Below are 16,162 nucleotides of genomic sequence, written 5' to 3'. Positions count from 1 at the left end.
TGTTATTTAATTGTTAATGTCAATACCAAATCTGCTTCATCTGTCGATGTTGGCAAATCCACGCGTAGACTATTGTTCTTATGACTAAACTTAATCTCTTTCTTTCCGATAAATGTGCTTACTTTTTTCACCTGATAAGGCAGATTATTGATCAACAATTCCTTTTTATCCGTTTTAAACACATGTAGATACACCTGATTTCCTTTTTTTGTCAACGCATAATCGTCTGTTGGCGACACCGCTCCCCCCTCTGTTCCATAGATTGTTTCACCATACACCGATAGCCATTTTCCAAGTTCTTTCAAACGCTCCTGTTGATAGTCCTGAATCTCACCGTTCGGCATCGGACCTACATTGAGCAATAAATTGGAACCATGACCAGCTGCCTTGACCAGGTATTTCAACACTTCCTGAAAAGATTTTCGTGTCCGATCTTTCAGCTCAAATCCCCACGATCCTGCAATTGTTCCACATACTTCCTTCGGCAATTTCCCAACATCATGCGCTTTCGTGCCGAACCCAGTGGTATTCTCCCCAGGTAAATCACGTTCGAACATTTGAAAATCTTCACCTTCAAATGGTGCCAAATGGTGATTGTTACCGACCAAACATTGCGGCTGTAACTTATGAATCAATTCATAGATTTCTTTGAAATGCCAATCTTCATTGGGCTTGTCCCAATGACCATCAAACCAAATCCCATCGATGTTGCCATAATTGCTCAACAGCTCCGTTAATTGGCTTTTCATAAACTGGACATAATGATTCCAATCCCCTTTTGTTGAATCGCGGCCCGCAATGCCGCCGCCCGTTTTACCAACGGGTAAATAATCATCCCGGTGCCAATCTAAAAGTGAATAGTAGAACATCACTTTTATCCCTTCAGCATGGCAAGCTTCCACCAACTCTTTCACAATATCGCGTTTGAAGGGCGATTTCTTCACCACGTTATAATCCGAAATCTGGCTATCCCACATCGAAAACCCATCATGATGTCTTGTGGTAAAGGTAATATACTTTGCTCCAGCCTGTTTAAATAACTTCGCCCATTCTTTCGCATTGAAGGAAATTGGATTGAAAAATTTAGGCAGCAATGCATATTCATCCAAACTGATATTTTGATTGTTCATGACCCATTCACCATCTCCCAGCACACTATATACCCCCCAATGGATAAAAACACCAAACCGAGATTGTTCAAACCATTCCCTATTTTTTAGATTTTCGGGACTCGGTTGATAATGTTGCTGGCTATAGCTCGCGGATACAGATCCCATCAGCAAGGCCAAACCACAGATTACATGTTTAAGTTTCATATGTAAATAATTAGTTGTCATGGATTTTCAATAAATTCATTATACTCAACTACAATGAAACACCTCTGCGCCATGGAATGAAATCGTCTTGCCCCAACAACACCGCTTTTGGTTTCACTTCACCGGAAGCAACTTCTATCACATAATCCAAAATACGGTGTGCAGCCTCCTCAATAGTCTCTGTACCTTCGATAATGGTACCACAGTTCAGATCCAGGATATCGGGCATTTTCTCAAAAGTTTTGGTATTTGTTGAAAGTTTCACAACCGGTGTAATCGGGTTACCTGTAGGTGTACCTAGGCCCGTCGTAAACAAGACGATATTGGCACCTGCGGCCACCTCTGCAGTGGTACTTTCCACATCATTGCCAGGAGTACATAGTAAGTTTAACCCCGGACCGTTGGCCAATTCAGGATAATCAATCACCGCTGCAACAGGTGAGGTTCCTCCTTTTTTGGCTGCCCCTGCAGACTTAATCGCGTCAGTAATTAAGCCATCACGAATATTTCCCGGAGAAGGATTCATATAGAAACCCGAGCCATCAGCTTCGGCTTTTGCATTATAAGTACGCATCAGCGACATAAAACGTTCCGCAGTTGGCTCATCGATACAACGATCACTCAACTCCTGTTCCACGCCACATAACTCAGGGAACTCCGCCAGAATCACCGATCCGCCTAAAGTCACCAAAATATCCGACACAAAACCGAGCGCAGGATTGGCAGAGATACCCGAGAATCCGTCCGAGCCACCACATTCCAGTCCAATACACAATTTGTCCAATGTGGCTGGTTTACGCTCATTTTTATCAGCTTGCATCATCCCCGCAAAAGTTGCCTTAATAGCCTTTTGCATAAGTTCCTTTTCAGTTCCTTCTTTCTGCTGCTCGAAAATATATAGCGGGCGATCAAAACCCGGGCTTCGCTTTTCAATTTCCGCCTTCAGAATAGAAGCCTGCGCATGCTGACATCCTAAACTCAATACGGTTGCCCCCGCAACATTCGGATGGGTAATATAGCCAGCCAAAAGACCGCATAAAGCATCCGAATCCATACGCGTTCCACCGCATCCCATCTCATGATTCAAAAACTTGATTCCATCGACATTTTTGAATAGGCGTTCCTGCTCACTAGAAGTCGAATTAGCAAGTAGATCCTGACTAAGGATCGTATTTACATCAGCACCGGACTTATATAAGCCGATGAGATCTTCTACTTCAGAGATGTAATTATTCGCTTTTACTTTATAGCCCAGCTTTTCCTCAAATGCAGCCTTCAAGGTCAATACATTTCTGTTTTCACAAAAAACTAATGGAATAACCAACCAGTAATTGGCCGTTCCAACAGTCCCATTTGAACGATGAAATCCATTGAACGTTTTATCTTTAAATGCAGCAACATCAGGTTTTGTCCAAGCTGTCTTACGGTTGCCCATTCTAAAATCTTCCGATGCATGGCGCAAGTTTTCGGTGGTAATAAGTTCCCCTTCAGCTAAGGGAGTATTCAATTTCCCTACCAGAACACCATACATCAATATCTCTGTATCTTGTTCCATTGGCTGGATCGTGAATTTATGTTTGGCAGCAACAGCTTGCTTTAATGTAAATTCCTTACCTTCAAAAACAATCGTTGTTCCCTCAGCCAAGTCCTGTAATGCAACAAGGACATTATCCATTGGATGGATCTGTAAATAGCGCTGTATAGCCATAATTATACTAATTCAAATATTTTTGTCATCATTACCCATTTCTCTCCTGGCTTTGCCCCCGGAATAGCCGCCTGATATTTCCACATCAGCTGTTCCCATTCCTGAACTTTTTCATTAGCAGCATCCATAGCTGATTTTTTCTCAAATGAAAAATCTTCACCCACCTCCATGTTCATAAACAATCTATTTTCAAAACGATAGATCTCCATCTGCAGAATACCTGCATCCAGAATCGAGCGTTTTATTTCCGGCCACACTTCGCGGTGGTAATCCTCATATTCCTTGATCAATTGTGGATCGTCCACAAGATCCAAGGCCATGACATATCTTTTCATTACTAACTAATTAATGTGATTTAAGATTTTCCGTTTCCGCAATACTGACATTTCTATTTTGGAAAGCAAACAACAAGACAACAATAAAACAAACCAATGGTACAAAATAGCCATATTGGAAATGTCCCGTTTTATCGGAGATAAAACCTAATATTGGAGGCAATAAAGCGCCGCCAACAATAGACATGACGATCAAACTAGAAGCAGATTTCGTATCGGCACCGATACCTTGTACACCAAACGCAAATATTGTTGGAAACATAATGGACATAAAAAACGCAATGCCAATCAGCGCATATAGGGTCTGAATACCTGATCCGAAGATGACAAATAGGGATAGAACGATCGCTATAGCGGAATAGATGATCAGAAGCTTGGATGCTGATACAAAACGCATAAAAAATGTACCGATAAACCGGCCCAACATAAAAGCCAATCCAGCGAACCCAGCATAATCGGCACCATCCTTACCCGATATGCCGGCAGCTTCTGTTGCATATAATACGAGGAAACTTAAAATACAAACTTGCGCTCCGACATAGAAAAATTGAGCCACCACTGCCCAACGCACATTTTTATGACGCAACGCGTGGAAAAAACCGGCTCTACCTTCTTCCTCAGCATCTTTGATATCAGGCAATCTGGTAAAGAAAAACAACGCAGCAATCAATAAGATCAATATCCCTAGTACCACATAAGGCAATTTCACAGCAGCTGTTTCCGACTGAATATACGCCATCTTTGCCTGCTCAGCCATTTGCGCCAGTTCTTCCTGTGATTTGGGTTCATGGGATAAAATAAATTTTCCCCCAAAAATCGGAGCAACAAAGGCTGCTAACCCATTAAAGGACTGCGCAAAATTAAGTCGCTGTGCCGACGAAGCTGGATCTCCCAAAATCGCTACATACGGATTTGCAGCAGTTTCCAGAATGGTAAGACCACAGGCTACAACGAACAAAGCCCCCAAAAAGAAAACATAACTTATCGTATTGGCCGCAGGTACAAAAAGAAAACAGCCAATGGCAAAAAAGATCAATCCGATCAAAATACCGGCTTTATAGCCATATTTTTTCATGATAATTCCAGCAGGAATCGCCATCACAAAATAAGCGATAAATACAGCCGAATCGACTAAGGAAGCCTGAAAATGGGATAAACTAAACGCATTCCTCAAATGCGGAATTAAGATTGGATCAAGGTTATGAATAAATCCCCAAAAAAAGAACAAGGATGTCACCAAAATCAAGGCAAATGCGTAACTCTTTTTATTCGTCATATTTTTCAAATGGTTATAAGTAGTTATTTAATGTAAAATAAGCTTAAAAATGCTAGACAATATTCAAGTATATTATCAAATTATTAAGCTATATTACCATAGCTAAACTGAATTATGTAACTTTACTGCATATATTTCATAATTATGAAAGCACAACTGCTTCATTTAAATAGCAATCTTGAGCATTCGTTCAACGTGAGAAGAGACAATACGCCCCAATACCATAATCTTTGGCATTACCATGAAGAACTGGAATTAATATATTTTGCCAAAGGCTCAGGCACCCAATTTATTGGCGATAGTGTCCGCCGCTTTGAATCAGGCGATATGACCCTTGTTGGTTCAAACCTGCCTCACTATTGGTTATTTGACGAGATTTATCTTCAAGAGGAAGAAGCAGAAAGCGCAGATATTCGTGTAATTCATTTTAAGGAAAACTTTTGGGGAAATGATTTCATTAATTTACCTGAAAATAAATCCATCAAAGACCTTATACGTGTATCCAAAAGAGGGATTTCATTATTGGAGAGCAGCCGACTAAAAACTGTGCAATTAATTGACGCTATCTTGGCAGCAACAGGTACCACACGTATTATTCATTTATTAGAAATCTTACAATTTATTTCGGCCGAAGAACAACATGATCTGTTAACGAGCCCCACTTTTACCATCCAGCTGCAAGATCAGGACGCCAACCGAATGCAGATTGCCATGCAATATATCGGTGAAAATTATCGCGACCAGATACGGCTGCAGGAACTTGCTTCCCTAACGGGAATGACGCCCAATTCTTTCTGCCGCTATTTCAAATCACAAATCGGAAAAACACTCTTTCAGTTTCTGATCGAAATGCGTGTGAAGACAGCCTGCAATTTATTAATAGAAAACAAACAGACGGTGAAGCAGATCTGCTTTGAATCAGGTTTTCAAAACTTTTCGAGCTTCCATAAATACTTCAAAAATGTAACTGGCACTACACCGCTCAGCTTTCAGCGATCAAAAACTTAAGACAATTTTACCCAATAAGCTTGAATCTTCCATCAATCGATGGGCTTCAGCAGCCTCCGCAAAAGGAAGCACGCGGTATAAGGTAGGTTTGAAATCGCCAACGCTGAGCTTCGGCCATACTTGAGACCAGATATCATCCCGTAGCACTTGCTTAAATTCACGGTCTCTCGCCCGCAGCGTACTTCCCGTTAGAACAATCCGTTTCTGCATTAATTTGAGCAAGTTTAACTCGACTCTTGCGCTTTCCATCGCATTAATGTAAACCAATCGACCATCAGGGTTCAATAGATTGATATTTTTCTCAAAATATGATCCGCCAATACTATCTAAAATAACATCAACTCCCAAAGGCTTCAGCGCCTCCAGAAAATCCTCCGTTTTATAATTTATTGTTTTACTGGCTCCCAATGATTTACAAAAGCTAGCCTTTTCAGATGAGCTGACTGTCGTATATACTACCGCACCAAACAAGGTCGCTAACTGAATGGCCGTACTGCCAATCCCTCCAGCACCACCGTGCACTAAAAAATGATCGTCGGCCTGCAACTTACCCCTTCGAAAGACATTGTCCCAGACTGTAAAAACGGTCTCGGGCAGCGAGGCTGCCTCCGCAAAACCCAAATGGTCGGGAATAGGTAAACAATGTCCCTGATAGACTTTCGCATAGGAAGCATAGCCACCACCGGCAACAAGCGCACATACACGATCACCAATAGCCCAATCGACCACATCCTTACCTTTAGCGACTACAATCCCTGCTATTTCCAATCCCGGTATTCGCCCATCTACACCGGCTGGTGCCGGATAGTTACCTTTACGCTGAAAGACATCAGGTCTATTCACTCCTGCAGCCTTTACTTCCACCAAAACTTCAAGTTCACCGATCTGCGGCATCTCCACATCACGGACTTCCAAAACTTCCGGTCCCCCCGGTTCAGTAATAATGACGGCTTTCATCATGATTTTTTCGGGTATTTCTGTAACCTTATATTGAGCGAAAGCATAAAATAACGAGCCAAACGATTGTTCCGAACATCTAAAATATCATTTCCCACCACGGCACGTGAAATACCAGTATTCTGATTCATCAGATCGAATCCCTGAAATCTCAACATCCCCAAGTTATTCCTTCCAAAAGTATATTCCATATAGGCATTGATTATCGTCGGATTAATATTGTTCCATGAGCTCGAATAACCCGCATTAAATTTTTGAGAAAGCTCAAGTCCCATGGTAAAATGTTTCCCTAAATACGCTTTAGATCCCAACCCAACAATCCCTGAATGTGCCGTGATATTATCTTGTACAGGCCAGTCAAATGTCGCCCTGTTTAAAGAATAGTTTCCATTTAATTCGGCTTCAAAGATATCACTCCAGGTATAGCGGAATTGAAGAGCCTGTGTAAACAAAAAGTGTCCACCAAAGCTCTTTTTATCATTGACATAGGAAATATTGTTGTAATAATCTGCATTACCATTCAAGCTCATCTGCAAATTATCCGACAATAAAGAAGCTGTAAACAGATAATAGCTCTTAATATCATAATAACCTTCTGTATTGCGATAGGTCGTTTTCTGTATCGTTGAATTGGGTTCAATTGTCCGGTTTGCTACAATCTTGTCGTTTACCAAGTTAAAAGCCAGACTCGCTTCTAAATATTGCCCCCTTCGTGTAATGGACTTCCGATACTTTGAAACAATACTATGTGCAAATTCGGATTTCAAATCCTTATTTCCGATCACAATATTTTGTGTGTTGGTATTATCCACCACAGGCTGTATCTGATAGAAGCTAGGCTGGTTATTACGTCCATAATAGTCCATGGAAAGATCCTCTTCTTTGGTAAACTTCCATTTCAATCCAGCAGAAGGCACGAGGTTAACATTTGAATAGGAGGTTTTTATCAGTTTGTCCGTTGAACTTCCCGTTAATTCGGAAGGCTGAACAGCAAAACCGAAGTTCACTTTCACTTTCTCGCTTAAATCTTGCCGATAAATCATGCCGACTTTATTGCTAGCAAAGGAATAGTCGTACTTCAAACTAAGGGAGTCTACCAGTATGGGGCCGTTGTCAAAATTATTGTTATTATCAAAAGTGGAGCGGCGAGCGTCAATCTTGGTATAGTCGAAATCGTAATTGATCTCCAAGGTACCACCTAAATCAACAGGCTCCACCAACGACAACCGACTTTGGATATTTTTATTCTCATTGCTGGAACGGACCATTTGATTCAGATAAGTCTCCGTTATTTTTGGCACGTTCGTGCTGCTGTCAATCGCTCTATTAAAATCGCGCACTTCCTCATCTTTATCCAGGGAATTAAAATCCGTATGCAATGTATAAAGCACTTTCCGCCCCGGTTTAGTAAAACTTCGCACGTAAAAAAGATCTAAAGCTGCTGCAGGACTTTCTGTACTATTGGCCGCGCCATAGTTTCCCGTACTACTCAACCGATTATTTTGGATCCTTCTATCTTTTAACGTATTGCTGGTCGAATTGGTCCAAGATAGTTTAGGCGATATTTTAAGCTGATCTTTGGGCGACAGCTTCATATCAAAATCCCAGTCCATTTTATGTATACGATCGATTGATTTTATCTTGTAGTCTTCATAATTACTAATTAAATTATTCGCTGCTTTGCCGTATCCATATATCGATTGTAATAAGGAATTTCCCTGGATATAATTATTGCGCTGCGTAAAGGAATATTTACCGCTTGCTGTTACCGTTTTAGAAAGTGGACTAGAGAAACTTCCCCCGACAGATCCGATTTTATTGACCCCATCCGTTGGATCCGCAAAGTCGGCGAGCTCGCCCATTTCCCGTTCCCGCTCCCCTCCATTGGGAGAGCCGAAAGAAAAGAGATTGGTATTCGTATTATTCACCGATGCGATAACAGAGTACTCTTTACCGTCATTGAAACGATTCAGTCCAGCACTTCCCAAATAACGATCTACCGAACCACCGCCAAGCGTGGCTTGACCAAAAGTAATTTTCTTCTTATCATCTTTGAGCACGATATTCAGGACTTTCTCAGATTCAGCGCTTTTAATTCCTTTTGCCGTCGCCTCATCACCATAAAAATCAATAACCTGTACACTTTTCACAAAATCTGCAGGAAGGTTACGTGTAGCGGTAAGCACATCACCACCAAAAAATTTTTTTCCATCCACCTTAACAGAGGATATGGGCTTACCGAAGGCATAGACAGAACCATCACGGGACACCTGTATATTGGGCAATGCTTTAAGAGCCTCTTCTAAGAGTGCCCGACGATCAAATTGAAAGGCATCTAGGTTAAATTGAACAGTATCCTGCTTATATACAATGGGTTTATATTTCAGTACAACAACTTCTTTTAAAAGAGATACATGGGGAAACATGGTCAATTTTCCGACATCCAATTTAGCTGTCGTGCTATTATATAACGGATAACTACGCTCCAATATACTTAAGCCCAGCTGGCTACAGCTAATACGAATATCATTACCGAGTACACGACTAAAATGAAAATAACCTGTTGCGGAAGTGGATGAGAACAAGGTATCGCGAGAACTCGTCAGATGAACACTGACGCCATTTAAGGGCCTTCCTGCAGTATCTACAACAATTCCATAAACTTCTTTTTTTGACACCTGCCCTAAAGCGCTTTTGGGTAAAAAAAACAAGTTCGTTATAGCTAAAAAAAGTACTAACCGGATAATATTCCCGCCCCTTAGTTCCATCAAATAGACTTTGCAATAATACAATTCAATATAAGAATTCTTAAGCTATTAACGTAAAAAGTTGTGATTTTGTATATAAAAAAACGAGCTGTTTTCTCAACAGCTCGTTTTTTACACTATTTTTTACAATTTATTATTCACCCGCAAAGGCAACCTTAACGAGGTGTTTGTCAATTTCCCAACGACCAGTACCGTCTTCACCAATCACATCGAACAACTCAAGGATACGTCTTGCAACAAACTCCTCTTCTACTTGCTCTTCCAAGAACCATTGTACAAAATTAAAAGTAACATAATCCTTCGCTTTAGCACATTTATCGGCGATGTTGTTGAACTGTTCAGTAACAAACATCTCTTGTTCCAATGTTTGTTCAAAAACGCCACGGAACGATTCAAAATCTTGAGGGATACCTGTAACTTCCGGAGAAATTGCACGACCACCGCGGTTGTTGATATAATTGAAAAGCTTCAACATGTGCTCACGCTCTTCGTTGGATTGCTTCGCAAAAAATTCTGAAGCATTTTCCAAACCTTGATCATCACACCATGAAGACATTGCCAAATATAAGGCTGAAGAATGAGCTTCAACTTTAATTTGTGCATTCAATATATTTTCGATCTCTTCTTTCAAAGAAGATTTTAATTTCAATAAATCTTTCATATTTACCTTAAGTTTAATTTCTAAAATATCAACAGGTGAAACACATTATCACCTGATTACACTACAAAGATACAGTAGATCTTCAAAATCTGTATCAAGAATATGCAATACAAATTCAGTCTAAATTAGACATGGAAACCGCAACTTGTTTAGAATCAATACAATTACAAATACGTAATATTGATACTTTCAATAAGCGATAAATTAAAACAATAAGTGGCTTAAAGGCCTAAAAATCATTGAATGTCAATAAAACCAGAGGACGGCCTCATTGACACTTATTTAAATTAAAATTAAATAAGGTCTTTCCAAACAAAAAGCGGTGTACATCACAGACGTACACCGCTTTTTTCAATTCGTTTATATGTATAGCCTTATGCAAAAACTGCAAATGGCGAAACCTGCAAACAAGTTCTAACGACGCTATTCAATTCCATCATAAATTTAGCGCCATCTAACAATTCGCGCAACTGAAGTACTTCCTCTACAGCTAAGATGAAACATCTTTCCGTACGGAAAGGCATGATGATTTCAAAATCCGATGAACGTGTTGTATCGTGAAGCATGTGCTCAACATCAATCGCATCGATACGTTTCTTAAACTTCAAAAAATCCGATACCGAGAAAGAGGTTGTTTCATTATTATATTCCAACCAGAAACAATTTTTGCGGCTACATTGATAGACTGTACCCGCTGTGGTTGAAAAAACTTCCTCAACATTTGCTAACGGACAAACCAATTCTGACATTTCTATTTCCCTTATCATTTAAATCGATCAAAAATAAATATTATTTATAATCAATCCAAGTAAAACAGAAGATTATTTTGATTTAATATAAATAAGCCTACCAACAACTCATGCAAAATAAATCCTTCCTAATTTCGCATGGATCAACAGACCTGAAAATCCACGCAAGGTTCTTACTAGCCAATTGCAATAGACGGGTAAAAAAAAGGAGGTCAGTAGCAACTGACCTCCTGTATGTATTTCTATATTTTAATAGTTATTAATCGTATTCTTCTTCCTCTTCTTCTTCCTCTACGGCAAGAACTTCATTACGCCCATTGATAACTGTATTTTTCGTCTTTGTTTTATGTTTGTTAATCTGTCTACGCAAGGATTCTACAGCAATATCTGTCGCCTCCTCAAAGCTTTTCGCTTGCCCTTTCGCAAAAAGCTGGCTTCCCGGGATATTCAATTTAATTTCTGAAATTTTATTTGCCTCATCATCGACATTTTCCAATCGCAGGTAGCATTCGCCCCCAATAATGGAATCCAAAAACTGCTCCAATTTTCCTGTTTTCTTTTTGATAAACTCGATTAGCTTTTGATCAGCAGTAAATCGAATGGATTGCACAGTAATGTTCATTTTTCCTCCTTTTTTTAAGCTTTTGGATGAGCTTGTTTATAAATTGACTTCAATCGTTCTGCTGAGTTATGCGTGTACACTTGTGTTGCCGCAAGCCCTGCATGCCCCAGCAGCTCTTTAATTGCATTTAAATCCGCCCCATTGTCCAACAGGGCCGTTGCGAAAGTATGTCTCAAAATATGAGGACTTCTCTTACCTTGAGTAGAAATCAGCGTCAATTGCCGATGTACAATATCATAGATCAGCTTGGCATATGCCGGCTTTCCTTCTTTCGTAACGATTAGTAAGCTGTTATTAGTATCAACAAATTGCGTCGCCTTTTGTTGCAAATAGTTTTTCAATTCTTTCAATAAAAGATTATTGATCGGAACCAAGCGTTCTTTGTTCCTTTTACCTAATATAAGAATATTTTTATTAAAAAAATCGATATCCTGCTCCTTAATTTTCAACAATTCGGCCAAACGAATCCCGGTACCGAACAACAATTCCATAACCATATAATCGCGACAGGATTCAAATCCATCCTGCTCCTGTTCCATTTGATCCAATAAACGCACCAGCTTTTCCTTTTCAACGACTACAGGTAGTTTTTTAGCAGTTTTTAACGCTTTAATGAGCGTCATGGGATTTTTCGCGATACACTCTTCTCTTTGCAAAAATTTAAAATAAGTTCGCATTGAAGACATACTCCGGTTGACTGAACTTGCATTTTTTCCGGACTCTACCATTTGCGCGAAATAATGACGTAAATCACGGTATACGATATCCTGCACAGTCAGTCCCTCACGATCCAAAAAAGACTGGAACATCTCCAGCTCATGCTTATAGGCAATAACCGTATGTTCTGAATACCTTTTTTCAATCTGCAAAAACCGAATAAACTCCTTTTCCAACATATTTTCCCTTGCTATATAGCTTAAATTACAAACTTAAAAGCACAAAAAAAAGGGAAAAGCATTGCTTTTCCCTTTATATTTTAAAATTCTCAGCGAATCAATTAGTTAGCTACATCTTGATTCAAAGATTGTTTGTAAATCGCTTTTTTCACTTGAATGCGACGAGTTACAGATCTCTTTTCGTAAGCTTGACGTGAACGCAACTCTCTTAAAACTCCAGTTTTTTCGAATTTCTTTTTGAAACGTTTCAATGCTCTATCTAAAGATTCTCCTTCTTTTACATTTACGATAATCATGCGTTATATATACCTCCTTTCGCCGCTTTTAAATTTAAAGTGGGACAAAGGTAAGCTATTTATTTTTAAAAAGGAAAACAAAATTATTTTTTATAACAATTCGAATTCTTCCAACAAAATTCTTAGCGGTTTCTCCTTCGTACACAATGCCGTATGCCAACCCAATTGTTTTGCTGTCGCCAGATGTTGAGGACTATCATCAATAAATAAAGTCTCCGCCGGATCCAATTGTTGCTCTTGCATGACTAATTCAAAAATCTCCGCATCAGGTTTGCGCATCCCTACCAAATGAGAGTAATAGGTCTTTTCAAAAAAACCTTCATTGTCGGCAACACCATATTTCTCATGAATATCATTCATACAATAGGCATAATGAATTGCATTGTTGTTACTTAACAAAAAGGTACGGTATCGATCTTTCAACTGGACTAAAATCTCATGATTTCCCTGTGGTACACCGATCAGTAAACTGTTCCAGGCCGTATCAATCTGTGCGTCCGTCAGTGCTGGATTTTGGGTTAATTCTCTTATCCCCTCACGAAATTGCGTCGAATCAATTTTTCCTTTATCAAAATTATCAAAAAGTGCACTTTGACCATGATGTCCAAATACGGCATCAACATTTTCTATACCTAACTGAGTAAAAGCATCTTTCAATTTTACAAAGTCGATCATAAAGATCACATTCCCATAATCAAGAACAATATTTTTAATTTTTTCCATCGAATTATTTTGAAATATCGATACAAATATCGATAATTGCATCGTCAAAACGGCACAACAGCTGTTTAAATTGACAAAACAAAAGACCTGCTCCTATAGCTCAGTCGGTTAGAGTAGAAGACTCATAATCTTTTGGTCCCTGGTTCGAGCCCAGGTGGGAGCACAGAACAAAAAAGTCGCTTTTCTATATAGAAAAGCGACTTTTTTCGTTTCTACGCATCATTTTCCGACGATGTAAAGGTCTAGGAGAATCACACCATTTCGGCCTGTTTTGCATAGTTTTTTATTGAACTTCACGTAAAAAGATATCTAACGGGATTTTTCACCTGCTAAAGAAAAAACTATAGCAACCGTCAGCGCAAAAGTTTATGAACACCACAAGAAATCAGATGGTACCTACGACGTGGAAATAATACCTTTTCTGTAAAGTTTACACTATATTAGCACCTTAGATATTCGATCAATTCAAACCTATTTCCGAATGGATCTCGAAAAAAACATCGTTCTCGACCATCTATCTTGGACGAGTATTTTACGATTATATTCTGATTCTTCAAAAATAATTTAGCATGGGATAAGTCGAAAACTTCAAACGCAGGATGTATATCAGAATTTGTTTGATGGTACTTTTCTTCACGAATATGAAGCTGGATATCTCCGATTTCAAACCAAATAGCCCCCCTGGGATGATTACCAAGGATTTGATTCAAACGCAATATCTCAGCATAAAACCTTTGCGCTGAAGCTAGCCCGCCTAAAGGAACACTTATGAGTATATGATCTACACGTTTAAATTTGATCATTAGTGTATTTTTAAAACATTGGCCAACGCTGAATGCATAACAGAAGGCTCGACGTCCATATCCATCCAATATTTAATTGCTATTCTGCCTTGATTAACGAGCATACTAAGACCATTTAAAACGCTACATCCCTTTTCTCGAGCGGTTCTTATAAAATGAGTATCTGGGGGATTGGGTATAACATCTGCGATAATCATCTCCTTTCCGATAAGATCAAATTCAATATCGAGTTTTTGATCCACATTGGGAAACAGCCCTACACTAGTTGCATTGATCAAAATATTCGTTGATAATTTTATCTTATACCTTCCTTCCCAACAACTAAATAACGCGTTAGTTTTAGTATTACTATTTATCAGATCGGCAAGTTCTTCACCTTTAGATTTGTCCCTATTTACAATAATAATTGTATGGGCTCCCGCTAACGCCAATTCAACTGCAATTGCGCGAGCAGCTCCTCCAGCACCAAATATTGTAATACACTTGTCCTTAGGATTTTCAATAATTTCTAGCGCTTTTAAAAATCCTTTTCCATCTGTATTCTCACCTATCCAAAGGTCCCCCCTTCTAACTACAGTATTAACCGCACCTATCAATCGTGCAGAGCCTCCTAATTCATCAAGATATGGAACGACCGCTATTTTGTGTGGAATAGAACAATTGAAACCAATCCATCCCATGGCTTTTGCTCCTTTGATAGCATCTGCCAGATGCATAGGCTCAACCTCGCAATTCAGATAACGAGCGTTGATACTGTGATATCTATAAGCTGCTTCAATCATCATTACAGTTGGATTCTCAGAAGCTGGTTTGGCAAAAGAGCCCGTAATAAAAGGCAAAAAATCAATGTTATCTTGCATAAATGTGAAATAAAGTAATTGATACAAAATGATAAATCTTCTATTACAAAGATTGCATATTACCGGCGCCACGCCCAGGTATATTTAAAGGTATTTTTTGTATTTTTATCGTAAGCACTTTTTAAAATGAAGAAAATACAGTTTGATCAACTCGTTATTCATGATTATGAAGAAAAGACTTTTCATTTACCCCTTCATAGCCATACTTATTATGAACTGGTTTATATCCACAAAGGTAGTGGCATTCATTTACTGAACAATAATAGGTTTCAATATGGGGAAGGAGATCTGTTTATAATAAGTCCAGAAGACGAACATTATTTTGAGATAAACAAAAGTACTCACTTCACATTTATAAAGTTCACAGACGCATATCTGTCAGAACACTCACAGCATACAGTAGATAATTTCAATTTATATGAACCTGTCCGAATAATGAAGAATAAGTTATTAAAGGAAGTGAAATTAAAAATAGATGAACCTTCCAATGCTATACTTCGAAATATTATTGAGAATATAGTATTGTACAAATTTTCGAAGGATATCTCTCGTTCAGCGCTCATATTTTATCAGATACGATCTATCTTAGTCTTAATTAGCGAAGCTGCTGCTAAACTTCATATAAGAATTGACAATGGTCAGCCCGGTAAAGAAGAGCTCATTTCCTTCATACATCAACATATCTACCAACCGTCAATTATTCAGATTAAAAACATCGCCGCTCACTTCTCTATTGCGAATAGTTATTTCAGTGATTATTTCAAAAAAAAGTTTGGTATAAGTTATCGAAATTATGTCAACGAATACCGCATAAACTTAATTCAAACTCGATTAACTGTTCCGACCGTTTCACTATCGCAGATCGTATATGAATTTGGTTTTACCGATGAAAGCCATTTAAACAAATTTTTTAAAAACCATAAAGGTCTGACCCCAAAAGTATATAGAAATTTACACCTTGAAAATACAGTCTTGATCTCTCCAATCGCAGATTCAATACCTCAAATAAAAGTAGCCAAATAACTCTGACTCTCTGATCAATCGTACTTTGATATTAACAACTATTGAGTTTCGTAGTTTTTATCGCAAATTTTGTAACTGAATTATTTTAGTATAAAGCCATTCCATTCAGGAGCGAATTAACTGGTCATCGATTTTCCAATCTCTTTGGCCAGTACTTTTAA

At 38.8% G+C, this 16,162-nt stretch carries 16 protein-coding genes and 1 tRNA gene; 3 read left to right on the top strand and 14 right to left on the bottom strand.

Going from position 1 to position 16,162, the window contains the following annotated elements:
* Positions 1-2: 2 nt before the first annotated feature.
* The 4 genes from L1283_RS00240 to fucP are packed head-to-tail and all read right to left on the bottom strand — an operon-like array spanning position 3 to position 4,635.
* On the bottom strand, positions 3-1,316 hold the full coding sequence (locus tag L1283_RS00240) for an alpha-L-fucosidase (RefSeq protein ID WP_286883108.1): 1,314 nt from the start codon (positions 1,314-1,316) through the stop codon (positions 3-5).
* A 49-nt stretch (positions 1,317-1,365) separates the two neighbouring features.
* Positions 1,366-3,024: a UxaA family hydrolase gene (locus tag L1283_RS00235; protein ID WP_145329693.1), complete on the bottom strand. Its 1,659-nt coding sequence runs from the start codon at positions 3,022-3,024 to the stop codon at positions 1,366-1,368.
* 2 nt (positions 3,025-3,026) lie between these two features.
* Entirely contained in the window at positions 3,027-3,359 is a 333-nt protein-coding gene (locus L1283_RS00230) for an L-rhamnose mutarotase (RefSeq protein ID WP_046672141.1), read from the bottom strand.
* 10 nt (positions 3,360-3,369) lie between these two features.
* Positions 3,370-4,635, bottom strand: a complete 1,266-nt coding sequence (gene fucP, locus L1283_RS00225) for an L-fucose:H+ symporter permease (RefSeq protein ID WP_201669475.1) — start codon at positions 4,633-4,635, stop codon at positions 3,370-3,372.
* A 144-nt stretch (positions 4,636-4,779) separates the two neighbouring features.
* Here fucP and L1283_RS00220 point away from each other — a divergent pair, with 144 nt between their 5' ends.
* Entirely contained in the window at positions 4,780-5,643 is an 864-nt protein-coding gene (locus tag L1283_RS00220) for an AraC family transcriptional regulator (protein WP_429625596.1), read from the top strand.
* On the opposite strand, the gene L1283_RS00215 is transcribed toward L1283_RS00220, so the two are convergent.
* From L1283_RS00215 to L1283_RS00180, 8 genes are all read right to left on the bottom strand, one after another.
* Positions 5,632-6,603 (bottom strand): NAD(P)H-quinone oxidoreductase, encoded by a 972-nt coding sequence (locus tag L1283_RS00215; RefSeq protein WP_313262546.1) that lies wholly within the window; start codon positions 6,601-6,603, stop codon positions 5,632-5,634. The genes L1283_RS00220 and L1283_RS00215 overlap by 12 nt on opposite strands.
* Positions 6,600-9,278, bottom strand: a complete 2,679-nt coding sequence (locus L1283_RS00210; RefSeq protein ID WP_313262547.1) for a TonB-dependent receptor — start codon at positions 9,276-9,278, stop codon at positions 6,600-6,602. The genes L1283_RS00215 and L1283_RS00210 overlap by 4 nt, the downstream gene beginning before the upstream one ends.
* 223 nt (positions 9,279-9,501) lie before the next feature.
* Complete coding sequence (locus L1283_RS00205) at positions 9,502-10,029, bottom strand: ferritin (protein ID WP_075993930.1); 528 nt, start codon at positions 10,027-10,029, stop codon at positions 9,502-9,504.
* Positions 10,030-10,403: 374 nt separating this feature from the next.
* Positions 10,404-10,778 carry a DUF6686 family protein gene (locus L1283_RS00200; protein WP_120336218.1) on the bottom strand — a complete coding sequence of 125 codons (375 nt, stop codon included), beginning with the start codon at positions 10,776-10,778 and terminating at the stop codon, positions 10,404-10,406.
* Between the two features lie 259 nt (positions 10,779-11,037).
* The gene (hpf, locus tag L1283_RS00195) at positions 11,038-11,400 is read right to left on the bottom strand and encodes a ribosome hibernation-promoting factor, HPF/YfiA family (RefSeq protein WP_088162635.1); all 363 of its coding nucleotides are present in this window, start codon (positions 11,398-11,400) and stop codon (positions 11,038-11,040) included.
* Between the two features lie 14 nt (positions 11,401-11,414).
* Positions 11,415-12,296 carry a tyrosine-type recombinase/integrase gene (locus tag L1283_RS00190; RefSeq protein ID WP_120336217.1) on the bottom strand — a complete coding sequence of 294 codons (882 nt, stop codon included), beginning with the start codon at positions 12,294-12,296 and terminating at the stop codon, positions 11,415-11,417.
* A gap of 101 nt (positions 12,297-12,397) precedes the next feature.
* Positions 12,398-12,592, bottom strand: coding sequence for a 30S ribosomal protein S21 (gene rpsU, locus L1283_RS00185; protein WP_046672133.1), 195 nt, complete (start codon positions 12,590-12,592; stop codon positions 12,398-12,400).
* Between the two features lie 90 nt (positions 12,593-12,682).
* Positions 12,683-13,315 (bottom strand): HAD family hydrolase, encoded by a 633-nt coding sequence (locus L1283_RS00180; RefSeq protein ID WP_175441966.1) that lies wholly within the window; start codon positions 13,313-13,315, stop codon positions 12,683-12,685.
* An 89-nt stretch (positions 13,316-13,404) separates the two neighbouring features.
* Between L1283_RS00180 and L1283_RS00175 the strand changes: the two genes are divergently transcribed.
* Positions 13,405-13,478: transfer RNA gene (locus tag L1283_RS00175), tRNA-Ile, on the top strand.
* Between the two features lie 277 nt (positions 13,479-13,755).
* On the opposite strand, the gene L1283_RS00170 is transcribed toward L1283_RS00175, so the two are convergent.
* Complete coding sequence (locus tag L1283_RS00170) at positions 13,756-14,118, bottom strand: phage portal protein (RefSeq protein WP_088162718.1); 363 nt, start codon at positions 14,116-14,118, stop codon at positions 13,756-13,758.
* On the bottom strand, positions 14,118-14,978 hold the full coding sequence (gene aroE, locus L1283_RS00165) for a shikimate dehydrogenase (RefSeq protein ID WP_088162719.1): 861 nt from the start codon (positions 14,976-14,978) through the stop codon (positions 14,118-14,120). The genes L1283_RS00170 and aroE overlap by 1 nt, the downstream gene beginning before the upstream one ends.
* Before the next feature lie 126 nt (positions 14,979-15,104).
* Here aroE and L1283_RS00160 point away from each other — a divergent pair, with 126 nt between their 5' ends.
* Entirely contained in the window at positions 15,105-16,001 is an 897-nt protein-coding gene (locus L1283_RS00160) for a helix-turn-helix domain-containing protein (protein WP_088162720.1), read from the top strand.
* The last annotated feature ends 161 nt before the right edge of the window (positions 16,002-16,162 follow it).

The organism is Sphingobacterium sp. HSC-15S19 (assembly GCF_050433745.1).
Taxonomy (GTDB): Bacteria; Bacteroidota; Bacteroidia; order Sphingobacteriales; family Sphingobacteriaceae; genus Sphingobacterium; species Sphingobacterium siyangense.
Note: the sequence above shows the minus strand (reverse complement) of the source record. Positions and strands in the feature narration are given on the sequence as shown.

Coding starts and splice junctions, on each gene's coding strand:
- L1283_RS00240 (WP_286883108.1), bottom strand. CDS start 1,316: ATGAAACTTAAACATGTAATCTGTGGTTTGGCCTTGCTGATGGGATCT.
- L1283_RS00235 (WP_145329693.1), bottom strand. CDS start 3,024: ATGGCTATACAGCGCTATTTACAGATCCATCCAATGGATAATGTCCTT.
- L1283_RS00230 (WP_046672141.1), bottom strand. CDS start 3,359: ATGAAAAGATATGTCATGGCCTTGGATCTTGTGGACGATCCACAATTG.
- fucP (WP_201669475.1), bottom strand. CDS start 4,635: ATGACGAATAAAAAGAGTTACGCATTTGCCTTGATTTTGGTGACATCC.
- L1283_RS00220 (WP_429625596.1), top strand. CDS start 4,780: ATGAAAGCACAACTGCTTCATTTAAATAGCAATCTTGAGCATTCGTTC.
- L1283_RS00215 (WP_313262546.1), bottom strand. CDS start 6,603: ATGATGAAAGCCGTCATTATTACTGAACCGGGGGGACCGGAAGTTTTG.
- L1283_RS00205 (WP_075993930.1), bottom strand. CDS start 10,029: ATGAAAGATTTATTGAAATTAAAATCTTCTTTGAAAGAAGAGATCGAA.
- L1283_RS00200 (WP_120336218.1), bottom strand. CDS start 10,778: ATGTCAGAATTGGTTTGTCCGTTAGCAAATGTTGAGGAAGTTTTTTCA.
- hpf (WP_088162635.1), bottom strand. CDS start 11,400: ATGAACATTACTGTGCAATCCATTCGATTTACTGCTGATCAAAAGCTA.
- L1283_RS00190 (WP_120336217.1), bottom strand. CDS start 12,296: ATGTTGGAAAAGGAGTTTATTCGGTTTTTGCAGATTGAAAAAAGGTAT.
- rpsU (WP_046672133.1), bottom strand. CDS start 12,592: ATGATTATCGTAAATGTAAAAGAAGGAGAATCTTTAGATAGAGCATTG.
- L1283_RS00180 (WP_175441966.1), bottom strand. CDS start 13,315: ATGGAAAAAATTAAAAATATTGTTCTTGATTATGGGAATGTGATCTTT.
- L1283_RS00170 (WP_088162718.1), bottom strand. CDS start 14,118: ATGATCAAATTTAAACGTGTAGATCATATACTCATAAGTGTTCCTTTA.
- aroE (WP_088162719.1), bottom strand. CDS start 14,978: ATGCAAGATAACATTGATTTTTTGCCTTTTATTACGGGCTCTTTTGCC.
- L1283_RS00160 (WP_088162720.1), top strand. CDS start 15,105: ATGAAGAAAATACAGTTTGATCAACTCGTTATTCATGATTATGAAGAA.